Source organism: Pseudoalteromonas sp. B131b, from assembly GCF_037162545.1.
GTDB lineage: Bacteria > Pseudomonadota > Gammaproteobacteria > Enterobacterales > Alteromonadaceae > Pseudoalteromonas > Pseudoalteromonas fuliginea.
The window spans coordinates 1,708,318-1,729,191 of record NZ_JARLUZ010000001.1 but is presented as its reverse complement, the minus strand read 5'-3'; the positions used below and the strand labels follow the sequence as shown (position 1 = coordinate 1,729,191).

The 20,874-nt window shown below is 39.1% G+C and carries 18 protein-coding genes; 8 read left to right on the top strand and 10 right to left on the bottom strand.

What is annotated here, in order from left to right; translation table 11 throughout:
- Positions 1 to 41: 41 nt before the first annotated feature.
- From pcnB to P4S65_RS07840, 5 genes are read left to right on the top strand one after another with little or no spacing between them, the layout of a single operon-like run.
- Positions 42 to 1,463 (top strand): polynucleotide adenylyltransferase PcnB, encoded by a 1,422-nt coding sequence (gene pcnB, locus P4S65_RS07860; RefSeq protein WP_007377484.1) that lies wholly within the window; start codon positions 42 to 44, stop codon positions 1,461 to 1,463.
- A gap of 4 nt (positions 1,464 to 1,467) precedes the next feature.
- Positions 1,468 to 1,953, top strand: coding sequence for a 2-amino-4-hydroxy-6-hydroxymethyldihydropteridine diphosphokinase (gene folK, locus P4S65_RS07855; protein WP_033040306.1), 486 nt, complete (start codon positions 1,468 to 1,470; stop codon positions 1,951 to 1,953).
- Between the two features lie 30 nt (positions 1,954 to 1,983).
- On the top strand, positions 1,984 to 2,778 hold the full coding sequence (panB, locus tag P4S65_RS07850; protein ID WP_008137984.1) for a 3-methyl-2-oxobutanoate hydroxymethyltransferase: 795 nt from the start codon (positions 1,984 to 1,986) through the stop codon (positions 2,776 to 2,778).
- Complete coding sequence (panC, locus tag P4S65_RS07845) at positions 2,778 to 3,626, top strand: pantoate--beta-alanine ligase (protein WP_096792552.1); 849 nt, start codon at positions 2,778 to 2,780, stop codon at positions 3,624 to 3,626. The genes panB and panC overlap by 1 nt, the downstream gene beginning before the upstream one ends.
- A gap of 32 nt (positions 3,627 to 3,658) precedes the next feature.
- A complete protein-coding gene (locus tag P4S65_RS07840) occupies positions 3,659 to 3,895 on the top strand; it encodes a hypothetical protein (protein ID WP_007377488.1) in 237 nt (78 codons plus the stop codon).
- 96 nt (positions 3,896 to 3,991) lie between these two features.
- Here the strand turns inward: P4S65_RS07840 and P4S65_RS07835 are convergent, their stop codons facing one another.
- From P4S65_RS07835 to epd, 6 genes are all read right to left on the bottom strand, one after another.
- Positions 3,992 to 4,960 (bottom strand): PstS family phosphate ABC transporter substrate-binding protein, encoded by a 969-nt coding sequence (locus P4S65_RS07835; protein ID WP_007377489.1) that lies wholly within the window; start codon positions 4,958 to 4,960, stop codon positions 3,992 to 3,994.
- A 542-nt stretch (positions 4,961 to 5,502) separates the two neighbouring features.
- Complete coding sequence (gene phoR, locus P4S65_RS07830) at positions 5,503 to 6,810, bottom strand: phosphate regulon sensor histidine kinase PhoR (RefSeq protein ID WP_337119906.1); 1,308 nt, start codon at positions 6,808 to 6,810, stop codon at positions 5,503 to 5,505.
- A gap of 199 nt (positions 6,811 to 7,009) precedes the next feature.
- On the bottom strand, positions 7,010 to 7,699 hold the full coding sequence (gene phoB / locus P4S65_RS07825) for a phosphate regulon transcriptional regulator PhoB (protein ID WP_006791869.1): 690 nt from the start codon (positions 7,697 to 7,699) through the stop codon (positions 7,010 to 7,012).
- 864 nt (positions 7,700 to 8,563) lie between these two features.
- A complete protein-coding gene (gene fba, locus P4S65_RS07820) occupies positions 8,564 to 9,628 on the bottom strand; it encodes a class II fructose-bisphosphate aldolase (RefSeq protein ID WP_337119905.1) in 1,065 nt (354 codons plus the stop codon).
- A gap of 200 nt (positions 9,629 to 9,828) precedes the next feature.
- Positions 9,829 to 11,004 carry a phosphoglycerate kinase gene (locus P4S65_RS07815; protein ID WP_007377492.1) on the bottom strand — a complete coding sequence of 392 codons (1,176 nt, stop codon included), beginning with the start codon at positions 11,002 to 11,004 and terminating at the stop codon, positions 9,829 to 9,831.
- A 64-nt stretch (positions 11,005 to 11,068) separates the two neighbouring features.
- On the bottom strand, positions 11,069 to 12,085 hold the full coding sequence (epd, locus tag P4S65_RS07810) for an erythrose-4-phosphate dehydrogenase (RefSeq protein ID WP_096792549.1): 1,017 nt from the start codon (positions 12,083 to 12,085) through the stop codon (positions 11,069 to 11,071).
- A 524-nt stretch (positions 12,086 to 12,609) separates the two neighbouring features.
- Here epd and P4S65_RS07805 point away from each other — a divergent pair.
- The 3 genes from P4S65_RS07805 (at position 12,610) to P4S65_RS07795 (ending at position 15,636) form a co-directional block, all read left to right on the top strand.
- On the top strand, positions 12,610 to 13,881 hold the full coding sequence (locus tag P4S65_RS07805; RefSeq protein ID WP_337119904.1) for a diguanylate cyclase domain-containing protein: 1,272 nt from the start codon (positions 12,610 to 12,612) through the stop codon (positions 13,879 to 13,881).
- Positions 13,878 to 14,372: an EAL domain-containing protein gene (locus tag P4S65_RS07800; RefSeq protein ID WP_337119903.1), complete on the top strand. Its 495-nt coding sequence runs from the start codon at positions 13,878 to 13,880 to the stop codon at positions 14,370 to 14,372. Before P4S65_RS07805 ends, P4S65_RS07800 begins: the two co-directional genes overlap by 4 nt.
- 145 nt (positions 14,373 to 14,517) lie before the next feature.
- Positions 14,518 to 15,636, top strand: a complete 1,119-nt coding sequence (locus tag P4S65_RS07795) for an ISAs1 family transposase (protein WP_337119902.1) — start codon at positions 14,518 to 14,520, stop codon at positions 15,634 to 15,636.
- A 45-nt stretch (positions 15,637 to 15,681) separates the two neighbouring features.
- On the opposite strand, the gene P4S65_RS07790 is transcribed toward P4S65_RS07795, so the two are convergent.
- The 4 genes from P4S65_RS07790 to P4S65_RS07775 all read right to left on the bottom strand — a co-directional run bounded on the left by P4S65_RS07790 (position 15,682) and on the right by P4S65_RS07775 (position 20,869).
- Positions 15,682 to 16,404 carry an SIMPL domain-containing protein gene (locus P4S65_RS07790; RefSeq protein WP_337119901.1) on the bottom strand — a complete coding sequence of 241 codons (723 nt, stop codon included), beginning with the start codon at positions 16,402 to 16,404 and terminating at the stop codon, positions 15,682 to 15,684.
- Positions 16,405 to 16,543: 139 nt separating this feature from the next.
- Positions 16,544 to 17,167 (bottom strand): 3'-5' exonuclease, encoded by a 624-nt coding sequence (locus P4S65_RS07785; RefSeq protein ID WP_337119900.1) that lies wholly within the window; start codon positions 17,165 to 17,167, stop codon positions 16,544 to 16,546.
- Positions 17,168 to 17,182: 15 nt separating this feature from the next.
- Entirely contained in the window at positions 17,183 to 19,021 is a 1,839-nt protein-coding gene (locus P4S65_RS07780) for a DUF294 nucleotidyltransferase-like domain-containing protein (protein WP_337119899.1), read from the bottom strand.
- 123 nt (positions 19,022 to 19,144) lie between these two features.
- Positions 19,145 to 20,869 carry a sodium:solute symporter family protein gene (locus P4S65_RS07775; protein ID WP_169045071.1) on the bottom strand — a complete coding sequence of 575 codons (1,725 nt, stop codon included), beginning with the start codon at positions 20,867 to 20,869 and terminating at the stop codon, positions 19,145 to 19,147.
- Positions 20,870 to 20,874 lie beyond the last annotated feature (5 nt).

Sequence of the window (20,874 nt, the reverse complement as noted above, 5' to 3'; positions counted from 1 at the left end):
CTGGGTTATAACTTCCCTATTTGCTGTAATTTTTGATTGCGATGACAAGTCAATCAACACCTTCTAGGAGACAGACTATTATTTCCAAGCTTTTTCAATTTTGCCGACAAATAATCGGCCCGAATACCAGTGCAAAAAGCGCTTCGGTAAGCAGTGAACCTATTGTTGTCACTCGTGGTGAGCATGGTATTTCGCGCAAACAATTTAGCCCAAATGCAATCAAAGTACTGTACCGTTTAAAAGATGGTGGTTACGACGCCTACCTAGTTGGTGGTTGCATTCGCGATATATTGTTGGGCCAACAACCAAAAGATTTTGATGTAGTAACCAATGCAACGCCAGATCAAGTAAAGAAACTTTTTAGAAACTGTCGCTTAATTGGTCGTCGCTTTCGCTTAGCACATATCGTATTTGGTCGTGAAATTATAGAAGTCGCAACGATGCGCGGACATCACGAAGCGCCAGAAGATAAAAACCAAATAAGCCAATCGAGCGATCAAGGTCAATTACTACGTGATAACGTATTTGGCAGTATTGAAGAAGATGCAGAGCGCCGCGACTTTTCAATCAATGCACTTTATTACTCAATCAATGATTTTAGTATTCATGATTACGCAAACGGCTTAGCTGCAATTAAAGCTAAACAAATTGAGCTCATTGGTGACCCAGAAACTCGCTACCGTGAAGACCCTGTTCGTATGTTACGTGCAGTCCGTTTTGCCACTAAACTTGATATGAGCATCGCACCGAAAAGCGAAAAACCAATTACAGAACTAGCAAGTTTGCTTGATAACATTCCGCCAGCTCGCTTGTTTGAAGAAGTACTTAAACTGTTTTTAAACGGTAAAGCTGAAGCTAACTTTTTAATGCTGCGTAAATACGGTTTATTTAAATCGCTATTTCCAGACCTTGATAGCATTTTAAATAAAAAGCCTGGTGGGCTAGAGCACACACTTGTTCAGCAAATGTTTCAAAATACCGATGAACGTATAAATGCCGATAAAAAAGTAACACCTGCATTTATTTTTGCAGCGCTACTTTGGTTTCCATTATTAGCACGAACTAAAGAAATTCAAGAACAAGAGCAACTCGTTGAATACGATGCATTTGCTCAAGCAATGAATAAAGTATTGAGCGATAGCGCTCAGCACATTGCAGTTCCAAAACGCTTTACACTAGGTGCTCGCGACATTTGGCATATTCAGCACCGTTTAGATAAACGAGCAGGGCAACGCGCTTACAGACTAACGCAGCAACCTCGCTTTAAAGCCGCTTATGACTTTTTGTTATTACGTGTTGATGCAGGTGAAACACAGCACACAGAATTAGCACAATGGTGGACACAGTATCTAGGCCAAGACATTAACGGCCAAAAAGAGATGGTTAAGAACCTAGGTCATCCTGGTGGTCCTAAACCACGAAAGCGCACACGCCGTCGTGCACCTAAAAAGCCTGCTGAGTAATACCATGCATTGTGTTTATTTGGGTTTAGGTGCAAATCTAAACTCACCAAAAGAGCAGCTTGATAACGCCGTTATTGCGCTTAAAAAGCTGCCTCACTGTGAATTTATGAGCGTATCGCATTATTACGCCAGCAAACCTATGGGCCCACAAGATCAACCCGACTACATAAATGCCGTTGCATGTATTAAAACAAGCCTTGAGCCAGAGCAATTACTTGATTTAACACAAAGTATAGAGCTTGAGCACGGTCGAGTTAGAAAAGCAGAGCGTTGGGGGCCACGCACTCTTGATATAGACACCCTATTATTTGATGATCAAATCATAAATACACAGCGCTTAACAGTGCCTCATTATGGTTTGAATAATCGCGAGTTTGTAGTGTATCCACTATTAGAGCTTGCACCTGAACTTATTTTACCTAGCGGCGTTGCATTAAAAACCATTGCAAAAAATTTACCGCTCAACGACTTACAACAATTACCTCTGTAATTAACCTAGGCTCAGCCTGCGAGGAATATTATGTCTAAAATAACTGTTTCTACTTTAAATAAAATGAAAGCAGAGAATAACAAAATTACTGCGTTAACGGCATACGACGCCAGTTTTGCAAAGTTATTTCATGATAACGGCGTTGAAGTTATTTTAGTGGGCGACTCTTTGGGCATGGTACTTCAAGGTGGCGATGACACGCTTGGCGTAACCAATCAAGATATCGCATACCATACACGTTGTGTACGCGCTGGTAGTCGTGAATTATTTGTAATTGCCGACCTGCCTTTCATGACCTATTCAAGCGTAAGTGATACCTGTAAAAATGCAGCTGAGCTTATGCGCGCTGGCGCAAACATGATTAAGCTTGAAGGCGGAGAATGGCTTTACGAGAGTATTAAAACGCTTACTCAACAAGGTATTCCAGTTTGCGGGCATTTAGGCCTTACACCGCAGTCAGTGCATGTATTTGGTGGTTTTAAAATACAAGGTCGCGAAGAAGACAAAGCACAAAAAATGATTGATGACGCAAAAGCACTAGAAGCTGCTGGCGCACAATTATTAGTACTTGAATGTATTCCTAGTGCATTGGCAAAACGCATTACAGACGCTCTAAGTATCCCAACTATTGGTATTGGTGCTGGTAGCCTAACTGACGGCCAAATACTGGTAATGCACGATCTAGTCGGTATTTCAGCTGGGTATATTCCTAAATTTTCTAAAAACTTTTTGCTCGAAACAGGCAATATGCCTGCAGCCGTTCAAAAATATTGTACAGACGTTAAAAGCGGTGCATTTCCTTGCGCTGAACACGAGTTTAAATAATGCAGTCAATCACTGAAATAAAATCATTACGCAGCCAAATTAAAGCATGGCGACAAGCAGGTCTTAGCGTGGCATTAGTACCAACCATGGGAAACTTACACCGAGGGCATTTTTCGCTAGTCGAAAAAGCAAAAACACTGGCCGACAAAGTGGTTGTGAGCATTTTCGTAAACCCTATGCAGTTTGGTGCTAACGAAGATTTAGATAACTACCCTCGTACACTTAACGAAGACAAACAAGGTCTTGCTGAGCTTGAAACCGATATTGTATTTACTCCAAGCGTAGAAACAATCTATCCTAACGGACTTGGTGCACAAAGCTTTGTCGATGTGCCTGACATTTCATTAGGCTATTGCGGTGGTTCACGCCCAGGGCATTTTAGAGGCGTTGCAACAATCGTTACTAAGTTATTTAATCTAGTACAACCTGATTATGCCTGCTTTGGTGAAAAAGATTTTCAACAGCTGCAAGTCATTAAAACCATGGCACGCGACTTATCAATTCCGGTTGAAGTGATTGGTGTCCCTACAATGCGAGAAGTTTCTGGCCTTGCTATGAGTTCACGTAATGGTTATTTATCTGAAGAGCAAAAAACGACTGCAACCGTATTATTTAAAACGCTTAATACATGCGCAGAACAGCTAAAAAGTGGCGAGAAAGACTTCGTAAAACTTGAAAGCTTAGCTAAACAGAGCTTAGAGCAAGCTGGTCTAAAGCCAGACTATTTTGAGATAGCTCAACGAGATACATTAAAAACTGCTACACTCAAAGACACCAAGTTTGTTATTTTAGCTGCTGCCTATTTTGGTAATGTTAGATTAATCGACAATATTCAGGTCGAAATTTAATATTATTGCGACTCCATTTTTAAGGATTAAACATGCACAATTTAATAAAAACAAGCGTAGTTGCCCTTACTTTTGCATTTTTAGCTGGTTGTCAAAACCAAATACAAAGCCCTGAACTTAACCAGTGTGCTCAACAAAACTATCAATGTGAAACTACCTGTGAACAGCAGTCAAGTGGCGAAGGCTTAAAGCAACAAGTATGCTCTGGCAAATGTGTTGAAAGCTACAATCAGTGTAAAGTACAAGCCGAAAAATTAGGTGGTATATAAGCGTTTAAAATACTTGGAGCTGTTTATCTTTCAGGCCCTTAATTTTAGGCACAAAAAAACCGCTCAATGAGCGGTTTTTTTATTGCTTATAGTTTATTAATTTAAACCTAGCTTTTTAAGCTCTACTTCTACGAGCTTTGCCGAAAGTGGTACATAACCATCTTTTTCTACAATTTGTTGACCATCTTGCGAAAGCACCATTTTTAAAAATTGTGCTTCGATAGGCGCTAATGGTTTATTTGGGTGTTTATTCACGTAAACGTATAAGAAACGAGATAGCGGGTATTTACCTTGAGCAACGTTATCAAGAGTCGCATCAACAAAATTACTGCCTTTTTTAGCCAATGGAACAGTACGTACACCCGACGTTTTGTAACCAATGCCTGAGTAACCAATTGCATTCAATGATGATGAAATTGACTGTACTACCGATGCAGAGCCTGGTTGTTCATTTACGTTGTTACGAAAGTCACCTTTACACAATGCTTTCTTTTTAAAGTAACCGTAAGTACCTGATACCGAGTTACGTCCGTAAAGTTGAATATCTCTTGCTGCCCAGCTACCAGTTAGGCCAACTTCACTCCAGCGGTTAACTTGCTCTGGCGCACCACATTTACGAGTCGATGAAAAAATAGCATCTACTTGGTCAATGCGAAGACCTTCAATTGGGTTATCTTTATGAACATAAACCGCTAGCGCATCAATAGCAACGCGCACTTCTGTTGGTTTATAACCGTAACGTTTTTCGAACGCTTCGATTTCTTTTGATTTCATTTTTCGGCTCATTGGGCCTAAGTTAGCTGTACCTTCAGTCAATGCAGGTGGTGCAGTAGAAGAACCTGCGGCCTGAATTTGGATATTTACATTTGGGTAAATACGTTTGTACTCTTCAGCCCAAAACGTCATCATGTTGGCTAAAGTATCAGAACCTACCGATGAAAAGTTGCCTGAAACACCACTAATTTTTTGATATTCAGGAATGTTTTTATCTAGTGCAACTGCTTGCGCAGATACGAAAGTTGTAACAGCCACACCCATTGCGGCAACTAAATTTTTAAATTTCATGTCGGGTTCCCCGGTTTGTTCGTCTCATTTACTAACTGTTGCCCACTCTAAAGTGAGTAGATGACAGTTAGATTGCTATTAAGTGACACTTTTATGACTTTGCTTTTTATACCAATTCGCTTAATTCGTTGTTCTACTTTGAGATAAGAAAGTTGTGTTGATAACAAGCCAAAAAATTCATTATTTAGTTGTTATATATAAGAAATTTTTAACGCAGCTAGCACCAGGTTTAATCCCTCAAATTGATTAAGTATTATTGCGAATTAGTATTAGGGCATGTTGTTCTTTATGGATTGAAATTTGTTCAATCTAGGGGCGATTAAATCGCGGCGCGAGGTTTGTAACCTAGTGAGCTAAGTAAAAACCGAGCAACTAAGCGTTAATCCTCCCTAGAAAGAACCCTTTGGGCAGCGCATGTTTGGTATTTATGCTGCGTTATCGCCTATTTATGGGGAATGACCACACTACATAGGCTCTGGCTTGCCTAAAAACCAAACATACTTGCAAACTCAACCACTAAATATCAGCACGCCCTAGTATAATTACTTAGCCAACGGAACTATCTTATCGATTGAAAAATCAAAAGAAAAACATGAACCTTTGCCTATTTCACTGCGAATATTTAATTTGCTATCGTGGCGCGTTAGTACATGTTTTGTGATCGCAAGGCCTAAACCCGATCCCCCTGTTGTTCTGCTTCGTGCTTTATCTACCCGATAGAAGCGCTCCGTTAAACGATTAATATGCTCTGGCGCAATACCATCACCATTATCGGTAACACTAAAACAAGCACGATCACCTTTATGCTGCCAGCATACCTGTACTTTGCCGCCAGCTTTGGTGTAATGAATAGCGTTAAAAACGAGATTAGAAAACGCGCTGCGTAGTTCATCCTCAGAGCCTTTAATATCTAAAGTCGCATCAATATCAAAAACAAGTTCATGACCTTTATCCTGATTAATTGATTGTGCTTCGGTTTGAATGTAACCAAGCAACTTCGGAACATTAATTGCTTTATCGTTATCTTGACGCCTAGCACCTTCTATTCGCGAAAGTGATAATAACTGGCTAACCAAGCTATCCATGCGCTTACATTGCTCAAGCATCGTTTTTTGTGCCTTGCCCCACATTGCTGGCGGCGGCATCATATCGCCATCCATCATTTCAAGATAGCCAGATATCACTGTAAGCGGCGTACGTAGTTCATGTGATACATTGGCTACAAAGTCTTTACGCATTTGTTCAAGCTGCTTTAAACGTGTTACATCACGCACAACGACCATTAGCTGTGTACTTGCATATGGCATAACCCTAAATTCAAGTACTTGCTCAACCGCATGTCCATTATCAAGCTCAAGGGCATCATCAAATTCACCTTTGTGCATGTATTTAGCAAACTTAGGTTCGCGAATTAAGTTATCAAGGCGCTGACCGTGATCAGTTGGCCACTGTAGGCCAAGCACCTTAAGTGCTAGTTGATTACACCACACAATACTTAAATCATTTTGCAGTACCACAACAGCATCAGGTACAGCTTCTGCCCCATCGCGAAAGCGCCGAATTAAATCAGCAAGCTCATTACGCTTTTTACGATTGCGGTGCTGTAGATGATAAATGCCTTCGAATACTTGTTCCCACGCACCTTCGCCCTCGGGTGGATTAAAGCTGCGTTGATTAAGTAGCCAATCGCTCAAGCGATAAAGCTGATGATAGTGCCAAATAAGGAGGGAAAAAGATCCTAAAAATAAAAGCAAAAATGGCGCGCCAACCAGCACACCAATTAATAGTAAAGGTAAAAAATAGATAAACAGACGTTTTACTAACGCCTGCTTATTAACAACTCGATACATATACTCACTTTACCTTAGAGTAGTAATACACACGCACGTTATACCAACTGGCTTATAAATGGGGTCTATTTAACGATAAGGAAATTGCGCTATAACTAAGCAAAAATTTTATTTCTAGTTGTGTTCTAAATAAAATTTTTAACAACGTTATAGAGTTATTTAACTCGTTAAATTGTTCAAATATTTATGCAATTTGGTATTACAGCTTACTTGAAAAACGATACCCAGCACCACGTACAGTTTGCACCAAACGGTCATGTCCAAGTGGGCCAATTGCTTTACGCAGGCGACGAATATGCACATCAACCGTACGATCTTCGACGTAAACGTTAGTTCCCCATACATGATCAAGCAGTTGTTCACGGCTATAAACACGCTCTGGGTGGGTCATAAAAAAGTGTAGCAATCTAAATTCGGTTGGCCCCATATCAAGCTCGTTACCTTCAGAGGTAACACGGTGAGAAATTGGATCTAAGCGCAGGCCATGTACTTCAATAGCTTCCTCTAATGAGGTTGGCGATACACGGCGAATAACTGCTTTAATACGCGCCATAAGCTCTTTAGGGGAAAACGGCTTAGTGACGTAATCGTCAGCCCCTACTTCAAGACCGCGTACTTTGTCTTCTTCTTCGCCACGGGCTGTAAGCATAATAATTGGGATTTGGCGGGTATGTTCATTTTGCTTAAACTTTTTCGCAATTTGAATACCGCTGCCACCTGGCAACATCCAATCAAGTAAAACCATGTCTGGATAAGGTTCAACCATAGCTGCAATTGCAGAGTCATAATCTTCTGCTTCAATCGCCTGAAATCCATTTTGCTCTAAAACAAAAACCAGCATCTCCCTGATAGGAGCTTCGTCATCTACGACTAGTACTTTACGTGACATTCCAATTTATCTCTTACGCTATCGAATTAGTTTTCATTATTATGACTAAGTATGACATTTTTATGAAAGTGTAACGTGTAAATTAAAATGGTGGTAAAAAAATACAAATTAGTGACAAATAACCTCATTAACGTCATATTTTTAAAACCTTTTTAATATTTAACGCAATAAAAAGAGGTTTACGATAAATTTATAAAATATTTAACTTTGACACTACCTGCTTTTTTGTGATTATTTAAATAACACCTAACTAACTGGGATCATTATTTTACTAACCAATGTTTTTTTCAGATCAGCGACTTAAAAGTAACCTTAAAGCCATTTCAAAATCAGCAAACCCGCCTGTGCAACCATCAATACGTTTAAAAATAGATCTAAATTTTACTAAGCCTTAAATAAAGGATCAGATTTTTACCAAGCCGATCTACCCTCAGATCAGAGTTGTACTTAGTCAAAGCTATAAGTTGTTGATTGTTTATACAAATAAATAACGATCAGATTATTTCAAAGCCTAAAACAGCGTCAAAGTGTACTTTTCTTAGTAAAATAATGATCCAAAAATAGCTGTGTTAGTAAATGCGTGATCCCAAAGTACGGTGTTGGTAATACAGTGATCTGATCAATAAACCGTAATCTGCAATATAAAAAGGGCTAATACCAACCTGCATAAATCTTTGATCAATTTAACGAATTAAATTGCACTATAACGTCGTTAAAATTTTTATTTAGAACATAGATACAAAAATTTTTGCCTAGTTCTAGCGTAATTTTCTTAACGTTAAATAGACCCCATATATAAGCAGATTGGTATAACATTAAAAAAGCCAGTAACAAAGTTACTGGCTTAGTAATAAAGCTAATCTATTATCTAATTTTAGGGTCTAGCTCACCGCTTAAATATTTAAGGTGCATTTCATCAAGTGAAATTGGCTTAATTTTACTCGCCTGACCAGAGGTGCCAAACGAGTTATAGCGTGCAACACAAATCTCTGTCATTGCTTTAGTTGCTTCAGCTAAGTATTTACGAGGATCAAAGTTAGATGGGTTTAACGCCATGTGACGGCGAATTGCACCGGTAGAAGCTAAACGTAAATCAGTATCAATATTTACCTTACGAACACCAAACTTAATACCTTCGACAATTTGCTCAACAGGCACACCATAAGTTTCTGGAATTTCGCCACCATACTGATTAATAATTTCTAACCACTCTTGTGGAACCGAAGATGAACCATGCATCACTAAGTGCGTGTTAGGAATACGTGCATGAATCGCTTTAATGCGGTCAATCGCTAAAATGTCATCTGTTGGTGGGCGCGTAAATTTATAGGCACCGTGCGAAGTACCACATGCAATTGCAAGTGCGTCAACGTGTGTTTTATTTACAAAGTCAGCCGCTTCTTCAGGATCTGTTAGCATTTGCTCAGTGGTTAATATGCCTTCTGCGCCAACGCCATCTTCTTCGCCAGCTTCACCTGTTTCAAGTGAACCAAGTACACCTAGCTCGCCTTCAACCGATACGCCACAGGCATGCGCCATAGCAACAGTTTCACGCGTTACTTCTACATTGTATTCGTAGCTTGAAGGAGTTTTACCGTCGCTCATTAACGAGCCATCCATCATTACTGATGAAAAACCAAGCTGAATTGAACGCTGACATACACCTGGCGATGTGCCGTGATCTTGGTGCATAACAACGGGGATATGTGGCCATTCTTCAACAGCTGCTAAAATCATATGACGAATAAATGGAGCACCAGCATAAGCACGTGCGCCCGCTGATCCTTGCACGATTACTGGGCTGTTTGTTTTGTTAGCCGCTTCCATTATTGCGCGCATTTGCTCTTGGTTATTAACGTTAAAAGCTGGAACGCCGTAACCATGCTCTGCTGCATGATCTAAAAGTTGTCGCATACTGATTAAAGCCATTGGGTATTCTCCAATTTATCGACAGTAGTTCCCTACCATCTAGTTTGAACGGATTTGTTAGTTTGGCGTTATAACAACGCCACGAAAAACCACTGCTTTGCAGTAAAATTCCGTCTAAATTAACTATTAAATTAGGGTGAGAGGTATTTAATAATTAATTGTCGGTGAGGGCTATTACCCCTCACCTTACGCGACTAAAATTACTTAGCGCGCGACTCTAGCATTTCAACTGCTGGCAGTTTTTTGCCCTCTAAAAACTCTAAGAACGCACCACCACCAGTAGAAATATAAGAAACTTTATCGGCAATGCCGTATTTATCAATGGCGGCTAAGGTATCACCGCCACCCGCAATTGAAAACGCATTTGAGTTAGCAATTGCTTGTGCAATAGCACGAGTGCCATTACCAAACTGGTCAAACTCAAACACGCCTACTGGACCATTCCATACAACAGTGCCTGCATTTGCAATAATTTTTGCAAGCTTGCTCGCTGTATCAGGGCCAATATCAAAAATCATATCGTCGCTTGTTACTTCGCTTACATCTTTAAGCGTAGCTACAGCAGATTCAGAAAACTCATTACCAACAACTACGTCAGTCGGTACCGGAATTTCACCATTATTAGCAATCGCTGCTGCACATAAACGGTTCGCTTCATCCATTAAATCAGGTTCGTAAAGCGATTTACCAACTGGGCTACCTGATGCCGCAATGAAGGTATTTGCAATACCACCACCGGTAACTAACTGATCAACAATTTTAGAAAGTGAATCTAAAACGGTTAATTTAGTTGAAACTTTAGAACCACCAACAATCGCCACTAATGGACGAGCTGGGTTATCAAGTGCCTTGCCTAATGCTTCAAGTTCAGCCGATAACAGCGGACCTGCACATGCAACATCGGCAAATAAGCCAACGCCATGGGTAGATGCTTGTGCACGGTGAGCCGTACCAAATGCATCCATTACATATACATCACACAGTGCTGCTAGTTGCTTAGATAGCGCTTCGTCGTTTTTCTTCTCGCCTTTGTTAAAGCGCACGTTTTCAAAAACAACCACTTCGTTATCAGCAATATCAACACCATTTAGGTAATCTTTTTCTAAACGCACAGTTTGCTCAAGGGCATCGTTTAAGTAATCAGCTACAGGTGCAAGCGAAAACGCTTCATCGTATTCCCCTTCCGTAGGACGGCCGAGGTGTGACATAACCATTACTTTAGCGCCTTTCTCAAGGGCTAGTTTAATAGTAGGTAGTGCTGCACGAATACGCGCATCTGACGTCACTTTACCTGCTTTAACTGGTACATTTAAATCTTCACGAATTAATACGCGTTTGCCGTTTAAATCTAAATCTACCATTTTTATGACCGACATGAACATCTCCTTAGTTAACGATACTGAACCTGAAAAATACGTTTAAAATTATTATATTAATAAATTACTTATTCACTGCCATCATAGCACGCGCTGTGTCGAGCATACGATTAGCAAAACCCCATTCATTATCACACCATACTAATAACTTTATCAGTCGTTTGTGACTAACACGTGTTTGTGTGCCATCAATAATACAAGAATGTGGGTCGTGATTAAAATCAATCGATACAAGCGGCTCTTCGGTATAACTTAAAATACCTTCTAAGCGATCTTTTGCTTGTGCTTTAAGTGCATTATTTACTGCGTTCAAATCTACATCGGTATTAACCGTTACACTTAAATCCATTGCCGTTACATTTATAGTCGGAACTCGTACGGCAATGGCCTCAAAACGACCTTTAAACTTAGGTAAAATACGGTCTATACCACGGGCAAGCTTTGTATCAACTGGAATAATTGATTGGCTTGCAGCGCGAGTACGGCGTAAATCATGATGATAACCATCAATCACTTGTTGATCGTTCATCGACGCATGAATCGTTGTAATAGCGCCCGACTCAATACCAAATGCATCATCTAATACTTTAATAACCGGCACAACACAGTTAGTTGTACACGAGCCGTTAGACACAATTGTATGTTCGCTTTTAAGCTCATCGTCGTTAATACCATACACAATAGTGGCATCAACATCGTTGTCGGCCGGATGTGAAAACAACACCTTTTTAGCACCTGCTGTAATATGTAACTGCGCATGTTCGCGCGAGTGATAAACACCTGTACATTCAAGTACAACGTCTACATCGAGCGTTTGCCAAGGTAATTCAATTGGGTTTTCTTCACAAAAAAGTGCAATGGTATCGCCTGCAACACTAATGGTGTCTTCACCAAGTTTTACAGGAAAAGAAAAACGACCGTGGGATGTGTCGTATTTTAATAAATGAGCAATAGCTTCAGGATCAGCAAGTTCGTTAATCGCAACAATTTTTATATCGTCGCTCAAACCAGACTCGTATAACGCGCGGACAATATTTCGACCAATACGACCAAAACCATTAATTGCAAGTTTGATTGCCATGAAATATAAAATCCACTCTTTTAGCGTGCAGATAAAGGCAATATGCCTTTTAGATGGCTGTATTGTAATCGACCTTGCATCTGATTATAAGAGGGAAGCATTAGAAACTTTAAATTAAGAGTAAAGTACAAATATATTTCAAAACATTTAAGTTACGTAATCATCTAGCAGCTATGACTTAGATACCTATTTAAAACAACCTGCCATCCTACTACCACCATAGTATTTGACCGCTGATATTGGTTTATCGTGTATACGATTAAAGTTGCCAAACCAATTGCTGTAAACAAGCCTACTAACAAAACTAAATGACCAGAGCTGTTTTTCGAGAAAATCTAATCCATTTATCTTAGCAAAAGGAAATCTATGAGGCTCAAATAATATGCTATAAATAATGAGTTCTATTAAATCACATTATTTTACAAAATGTATCACCCTCTCTGTGTTCCCCGGCTGTATCTCCTACTCTTGTTCGTGTTAATATTAGGCACAAATAACAACATTGTTTATTTTCAGGGTTATTAATGGCTACAAATAAAAATTCAAATAGAGTATACATTATACTCATGTTTTTAGGCATGGTCCCTTGGGCATCTTATACATACTATCACTCTATGTATGGTGCATCAGAGATGGCTTGGTTTTGTCTTATTAATCTAATATTTCTTTTATACTGTGCAATAACAGCTGTTCGTTATGGTTTGAAAAGTTATCATAAGAAGCTTTTAACTTATATTTTAGGGCTTGGTATTATATATACATCTTATTATTTTGATGTGCGGGGAATTGTTTACCTCTATCCTTTTATTATCGTGATGTACTATACGAATACGACAAACAAAGCTCTCTTAATTAGCTTGATTTTCGCTATAGCTTCGTTATACGCAGTTAGTTTCCAACAAGTTATCCGAGTAGTCATTGGTTTATCTATTAGTATTTCGATAACTATAATTATCTCATATTTATATTCGAAAAACTTGAAAAGAAATGAATTGAAATTAATTAAAGAAGCTAACAAAGACTATCTAACAGGTATTAATAATAGGAGAAGTATTACTTTTTGGATTAAGCATCAGTTTAAAAATTTAGAGCCCACTACACAGCTTGTTTTCTACTACATAGATATCGATAATTTTAAACGGGTAAACGATACTTATGGCCATACTGTCGGTGACTTATTGCTTAAAGAAATTAGCCAAAAACTTATTACATTTATAGATGAAGTAAAAACAAATAAAAATGTCCTCGATGGTACGGTATCAAGAGTCGCAGGTGATGAGTTTATAGTTGTATTGAAAGTCTCGAATAATAATTTTCATATTACCGAAACAGCCAATGAGTTATTAAAAAAAATTAATTTATCAATGTATATAGAGCGTGTAAAGTTCAAATTAGATGCTTGTATTGGAGTATCAACAACTAACGATCTCAAATTAACACCTTTACAGGCAATTAGCGATGCTGATCAAGCTATGTTCAAAGCTAAAAAAACGGGGAAAAATAGAATAGAGTTTTTTAATGAAAAATTATCAAATGAACTAGTCGTCAAAAACGAAATTATTATAGCACTGGACCGCGCGATAGAAATAAAGTCCTTTTTTCTAAATTTCATGCCTATTTATAATTCTAATGAAATGATTGGTGTAGAAATACTAATTAGAAATGACGACGAAATTTTAAAAAAACATGGGCCAGATAAATATATTCCTATAGCGGAGGAAGCAGGCCTAATATCAAGAATTGACTTTATAGTAATTGAAAAAGCATTTAATGAAATAAAAAAATATTACCAATGATTAAAAATAAAAAATTCTTTTTTGCTATAAACATTTCAGCTTTGGAGCTAAATTCAGAGTCTTTCATTGGGAAAATACTTAAATTAATAACAAAGTATAATATTCCCCCCGAAATAATCGAGTTTGAAATAACAGAAACAAGCTTAATAACTAGAGAAGAAAATGCAACTCGAACTCTAGAACAATTAAAAAATGAAGGCTTTAAGTTATCCTTGGATGACTTTGGCACTGGATATACAGCCTTTAATCAGTTGCAAAACTATCCGATTAACACTTTAAAAATAGATCGTAGTTTCATTAATAACATTAATGAAACTACGATAAGTAATAAAAATAAGAACTCTATGGTTGAAGTGATTTTGTCTTTAGCTAATTTATATGATTTAAATGTAGTGGCTGAAGGTGTTGAAACTGAATTTCAGTTAGATTATTTAAAGTCATTAGGATGCAATTTTTTCAAGGATATTTATTATCAAAACCTATCGATATAGATGAATTTAAATCCAAATTGTTTTTATAAAAAAGCTAAAAATTAAACAAAAAAAATTCGTTAAAGAGTTCCCCGCAGGGCAAGATCACGAACTTTACCTTGACTTAAAAGTATGATCTTATACTCCTTTTTTAAGGAGCATCCCCATGTCTAACATTCAGCTATTTAAATATTTCGAATCAATCGACGACCCTCGCCAACAAGGTAAAGTTGTTCATAAACTATTTGATATCATATTCTTAGCTGTTAGCGCTGTTGTTTCAGGCTGTCAGGGCTGGGAAGAGATTGAAGATTTTGGTCATGATAGACTAGATTGGCTCAGAAAATATGTTCTTCTTGAACAAGGGATCCCTCGCCATGACACAATTGCTCGTGTAATGAGCCGTATTGACATGACGCAATTCCAAGATTCCTTTTCTTCTTGGATGAAAGCCTGCTCCAAATTAACTCAAGGCGGTGTAGTTGCTATTGACGGTAAACGATTGAAAGGTTCATTTAATCAGTCAGATAGACGCGATGCGCTTTATATGATCAGTGCATTTGCATGCGAAAATGGTGTTGTTTTGGCACAATGCCCAGTTGATAAAAAGTCGAATGAAATAAAAGCGTTGCCAGAGCTGCTTGAATTATTAGAGATAAAAGGCTGCTTAGTAACGATTGACGCTATGGGGTGTCAAAAATCAATTGCAAAAAAAATAGTTGGTAAAGAAGCCGATTACTTACTTGCGGTAAAAGCAAACCATAAAAAGCTACTGTCACAAATAGAAGATGTGTTATTACCTGAGGTAGCACGACAAGCATCTGATGGGCTCTTGTTTAACGAAGCCGATTATCAAAAAAATAGAGAAGAATTTAGGTGCTGTGCAGTGAGCCATAACGTGAGCGGTTTATCAGAAACGATACACTGGGAAGGTGTAAAAACAGTGGGTGTTATTGTTTCTTATAGAAAAGAAAAAGGTAAATTAAGCAATGAGTTATGCTATAGATACTATATTAGTTCAGCGAATTTAACAGCGGAAGAACTCGCGAGAGGAGCACGACAACATTGGCAAATAGAAAATGGATTACATTGGCGTTTAGATGTAGGATTTAAAGAAGATGAGTGTCGAATTAGGCGCGAAGGTGCAGCACCTGTATTTGCGGGGCTGAGACACATCGCATTTAATCAGCTAAAAGCAGAAAAAAGCTTTAGTAAAGGCATGCCCGCAAAACAGAAAAAAGCTATGCGCAGTACAGCCTACCTTGAAAAGGTACTGAACGCATAGACTTTTTTCATGCTCTTGCCCTGGAGTTCCCCGTACTTACTGTTATTATTTTACGTCTAAATCAAACACCACGTTTATTGATGATGTAAAAATGATTGTTTCATCCACATACCGCACCTGTTCGAATGGATTTGAGTTAGCACCCGAACCTGAAAAAATAAAACTCTTAACGTTATTTGTAGGGTATCTTTGATGATTAGCAGTTGAATTAATACTATAAATTTTTCCAAGTTCAGCGCCAAATGCTTTAGCAAGCATGCTTCCTTTAGCTATTGCGTCATCTACTGCTGCTTGTGTTGCCTGCGCCTCTAACAACTTTGCTTTTGAAGATAAACTCTCGATTGCTATAACATTATTTATTTTTAGACTTTGTGCAAATTCAATAAAACCATCTATTTTTTTAATATCGTTTATTGTTACTTTAACCGTTTTTAGCGCTAAGTATTTATCGCCTGAAACAGTCCCCGTTTCTGTACCAATAATATTGTATACATTGCTTTTTAAACCAGATACAAAAATATCGTCTTGCTCAAAACCGTATTTATCGACTCCTTCAAGTAACAAGTTAATCTGGGTATCAAGATCTCGTTTAGCCTCAAGCAACGTATCTTTAATGCTCGTTACTTCAAAAGAAACTTGAGCCATGTCAGGCTCAACTAATATCTCAGCAGTCCCTTGAACCGTAATATGACGATTTGTAGCTAAGCTTGAATTAGCAAAAGTGATGAGTGGGAATAATGTTAGAAAAATAGTGAGAATGAGTTTCATATTCGTTCCTTGAAGTAATTAGTTAGATAATGATTACGCAACTGTACCTATAGTCATACGGATAACAATAAAAGTAAACTGTCCTTTATTGTAGGCGGGAGTTTATCTCGCGCGGCATAAAGCCCCACCTACAGCCAACCTACGCCAACTCGCCTACTTTTAACTCTTTGCCACGGCTTATTTGATGGCACTGGGCTAGCAGTAACTCGGCGGTCGCTTGTGCATCGGTTAACGCATGATGGCAATGATAGCTTGGTAACTCATAACGTGTGCGGCATGCATTAAGAGTTAAATCATCTTGTTTTATTTCAGTTGACTGGTTGAGTAAGCGCTTTTTCTCGATGTGAAGGGTGTCGAGTATCAGTTTAGGCCGCGTTGTTATATTGGCATTTTTTAAGGCTATTTTTAAAAAGCCCCAATCGAGCATGGCATTATGAAACACTAAAATACAATTACTAAAGTGGCTGCTTAGTTGCGTTAATATACAGCACAAGCTCTGTCCCTTTGTTATAGCATCGTCGCTGATCCCATGAAAAACAGGGCTTTGTTCGAGGCTTATAACGTCTTTATTGATAATATGCTGCGACTCACTCATTTTTATACATTGATTATCTATTACCACCCACGCTACCGATACAATTTCGTGCTGTTTTGCATCAAGGCCAGTGAGCTCTAAATCAATCACTAAGTAACGCTGTTGCAAGGCATTTTTGCCTAGTAATTTACGGCGCTTTAAGTACCGAGTGAGCAGCTTTTTTACCATGTTAGTAATCCATCATTATAAACTGCCGCGAGCAAACTTAAACGCAGCAGCTTGCTGCGCTTGTTTAACAAGGTAAAACGCTTCTTTTAGTTGATGGCGCTCTAGTGAGTTTAATTTATTAGGATTAATACAATTACTTGGTAAACCTTCTTCGTTTATTTGTGTACTCAAACGAAGCTGCGTTAAAAACCGCCAGCAATCTTTTAGGTTGTATATATCTTCTTTGCTAAGCAATTTATGTTTGAGCAGTGCCTCTAGTCGCTCTTGGGTATTAGCTCGCTTAATACCCGCTTTTAAAGCGTATAACCGCACTATGTCATTTATAATTACGACACCGCGTTTTTTTAAATCTATGTATTTATTATTTTCATCGGTTTTTTCGGTTTTAAATTTATTAAATAAACCAATTGGCACGCTGTTACTACTTATGTCGGTTGCCATTGCAGCATAGAATAAGTCGTTACGCGATATACGAATTAGCTGCTCGCAAAAAGCGGTGTATAAAGCGTTTGAACCTTCAATAAAGCGCAGGTCAAAAAATATTTTACAATTAAGCATCGCATCTGGTGTGGGGCTTTTTATCCATTTAAAAAAGCGCTCGCTCCAGTCGTTTACGCTCATTCGGCACTCATCGCTGCTTGCCATAATATTACCTGGGCAACGCCTAATGCCGCATTCAACTAAGTTCTCACATACAAATTCCCCCATGCTTTTAAAGTAAGCTTGCTGATCAGTGCTTAAGTCGTTAGGAAGTAATAAGCCGTTATCTTGATCTGAGTGCAGAGTTTGCTCTTCGCGTGCTTGCGAGCCAAAGCAAATAAAACTAAAGCTGGTTGGCGCTGCGCCATGCTCTTCTTGAAATAAGTGAATAAGTCGTGATGTAAGCGCATCGGTTAATCCACTTAGTAATTTACCAATTAGCGATATGTCGTCAATGTTGTACGAAAAACCACGCAATAACTCAGGGATTTCTTTTGCATAGCGTTTTAAGTCAGTAATAGTGTGCGCTTTATAAATGCGCCCAATAAGCTGCACGGGGTCACTTTTTTGTTGGCGTAATAAGTCGGTGCTGGTTATCATTCCTATCGGTTTATGGTTTTCATCAAGAACCGGTAAGTGATGAATATTATGCTTAAGCATTAAGTGCAGCGCTGAAAACACTCGATTATTTTCAAATATAAACTTGGGCTTAGCGGTCATAATGCTACTTACTGCATCTTGGGGGTTTACCTCGTCGGCGAGTACGCGGTTACGTAAATCACGATCGGTAACCACGCCAACTAAATGTGCATGCTGCGTTATCATTATTGACGACACACCCTGCTGTTTCATTTTTTTAGCGCTTTGCCTAATGCTTGCATCAGGCGCAAGCGTAATCGCTGTGCGTGCCATCAACTCTGATATTTTACGCTCAGACCAGCTATCGTTTTTACTTTTATAATGCGATGACAACAACCGGTTAGCATGAGCGCGTACAAAGTATTGCTCAAACGATTTGTATTCTCGGCGTAAATAATCAAAATGCGTTTGAGAGAGCATATACACTATGCCTTCTTTTTGTACCTCTAACCTATTTTGAATTGCTTCGCCGGTTAACAGCGACGGAAAACCAAAATAATCACCTTGCGCTAAGCGTGTAACAACATCCCCCTTGCCATCAACTAGGTCGTACAAACCAGAGCGAATTAAAAATAGTTTAGGGTTTTCACTTTGTAACCACTGCGTTTGGTTTTCGCGGGTGAGGTAAATAATATCAAGATGATTTACAAAATATTCGTATGCGCTGCTATCAAGCAGTGTAAAAGGCGCTTGCAAACAAACGTATTGGGCTATTTCTTGTTGCTCTACACTCATTGTTGTACTCATTAAAAAGTATACACAACACCAATGTACTTATTTATTAAACAAATAAAAAGCCCGACTAAAGTCGGGCTTTTGGTGCTTTATGTTTTCTAAACTGTAACTTATAAATTGTGGCTAATGGTCATGCGCTTCAGCCGATCCTTTAGGGTTACGAATACCTTCAACCATTAGTTGAATTTCAACTGGTGTAGGTTTAGTAAACTTAAGAACAATTGCAGCTACTGCAAAGTTAATAATCATACCAATTAAGCCAATACCTTCAGGTGAAATACCTAAGAACCAGTTTTCAGGGCTGTTTAGCTCTGGGCTAACAAACTTGAAGAAAATGATATACGCAGCGGTAAAGCCAATACCCGTTACCATGCCTGCAATTGCGCCTTCGCGGTTCATTGTTTTAGAGAATATACCCATAATAATTGCTGGGAAGAAACTCGCTGCCGCCAAGCCGAATGCAAATGCCACTACCGATGCCACAAATCCAGGCGGGTTAATACCAAAGTACGCGGAGATAACAATAGCGACCATGGCTGCCAACCTCGCTGCAAGTAACTCTTGCTTGTCGGTAATATCGGGCTTGAGAGTTCGCTTGAGTAAATCGTGCGAAACAGAGGTCGAAATAACCAGTAGCAAACCTGCTGTTGTAGACAGTGCAGCGGCAATACCACCCGCAGCTACAAGTGCGATTACCCACGCTGGTAAGTTAGCAATCTCTGGATTAGCTAATACCATAATGTCGCGGTCTACGTTTACTTCGTTAGCACTGTTCGGATCGGTGATTTTACCCGCCGTGTAGAACATTTTTCCATCGCCGTTTTTGTCATCAAATGTAATTAAACCTGTGCGTTCCCAGTTTTTAATCCATCCTGGTGCTTCTGCGTAAGCTGTACCACTACCGTCTTTACCATTAATAGTATCAACCATGTTTACGCGAGCAAAGGCTGCAACCGCAGGTGCTGTAGTATAAACAATCGCAATGAACACAAGTGTCCATGCTGCAGAAATACGCGTGTCTTTTACGCGAGGTACAGTGAAAAAGCGAACAATTACATGTGGTAAACCAGCAGTACCTACCATTAATGCACCAGTAATAGCGAACACGTCAATCATGCTCTTAGAGCCTTCGGTGTACTGTGCAAAACCAAGCTCAGCGCTTAGACCGTCCAGTTTATCAAGTACGTACACGCCATCGCTGCCAATTAATGTGGCACCAAAACCTGTTTGTGGGAAGAAGTGACCCGTCATCATCATCGAGATAAAAATGGCTGGTACAAGGTATGCAAATACAAGTACACAGTACTGCGCTACTTGCGTGTAGGTAATGCCTTTCATACCGCCAAGTACGGCGTAGAAAAATACAATCACCATACCAATGTAAACACCGGTTTCAATTTCTACTTCTAAAAAGCGTGAAAATACCACGCCTACACCACGCATTTGCCCTGCAATGTAAGTGAAACAAATGAATATGGCACATACAATTGCCACTAAACGCGCGGTGCGTGAATAGTAACGGTCGCCAATAAAGTCAGGCACGGTAAACTTGCCGAATTTACGTAAGTAAGGCGCTAAACACATAGCTAATAGTACATAACCACCAGTCCACCCCATTAAGTAAACGCTGCCATCGTAACCTGCAAACGAAATAATACCCGCCATTGAAATAAACGACGCGGCGCTCATCCAATCCGCGGCTGTTGCCATACCATTAGCAAGAGGAGGTACGCCGCCGCCTGCTACATAAAACTCTTTAGTTGAACCCGCTCGGGCCCAAATTGCTATGCCGATATAAAGCGCAAAGCTTAAACCAACAATTATAAACGTGAGTGTTTGAACATCCATTGCTT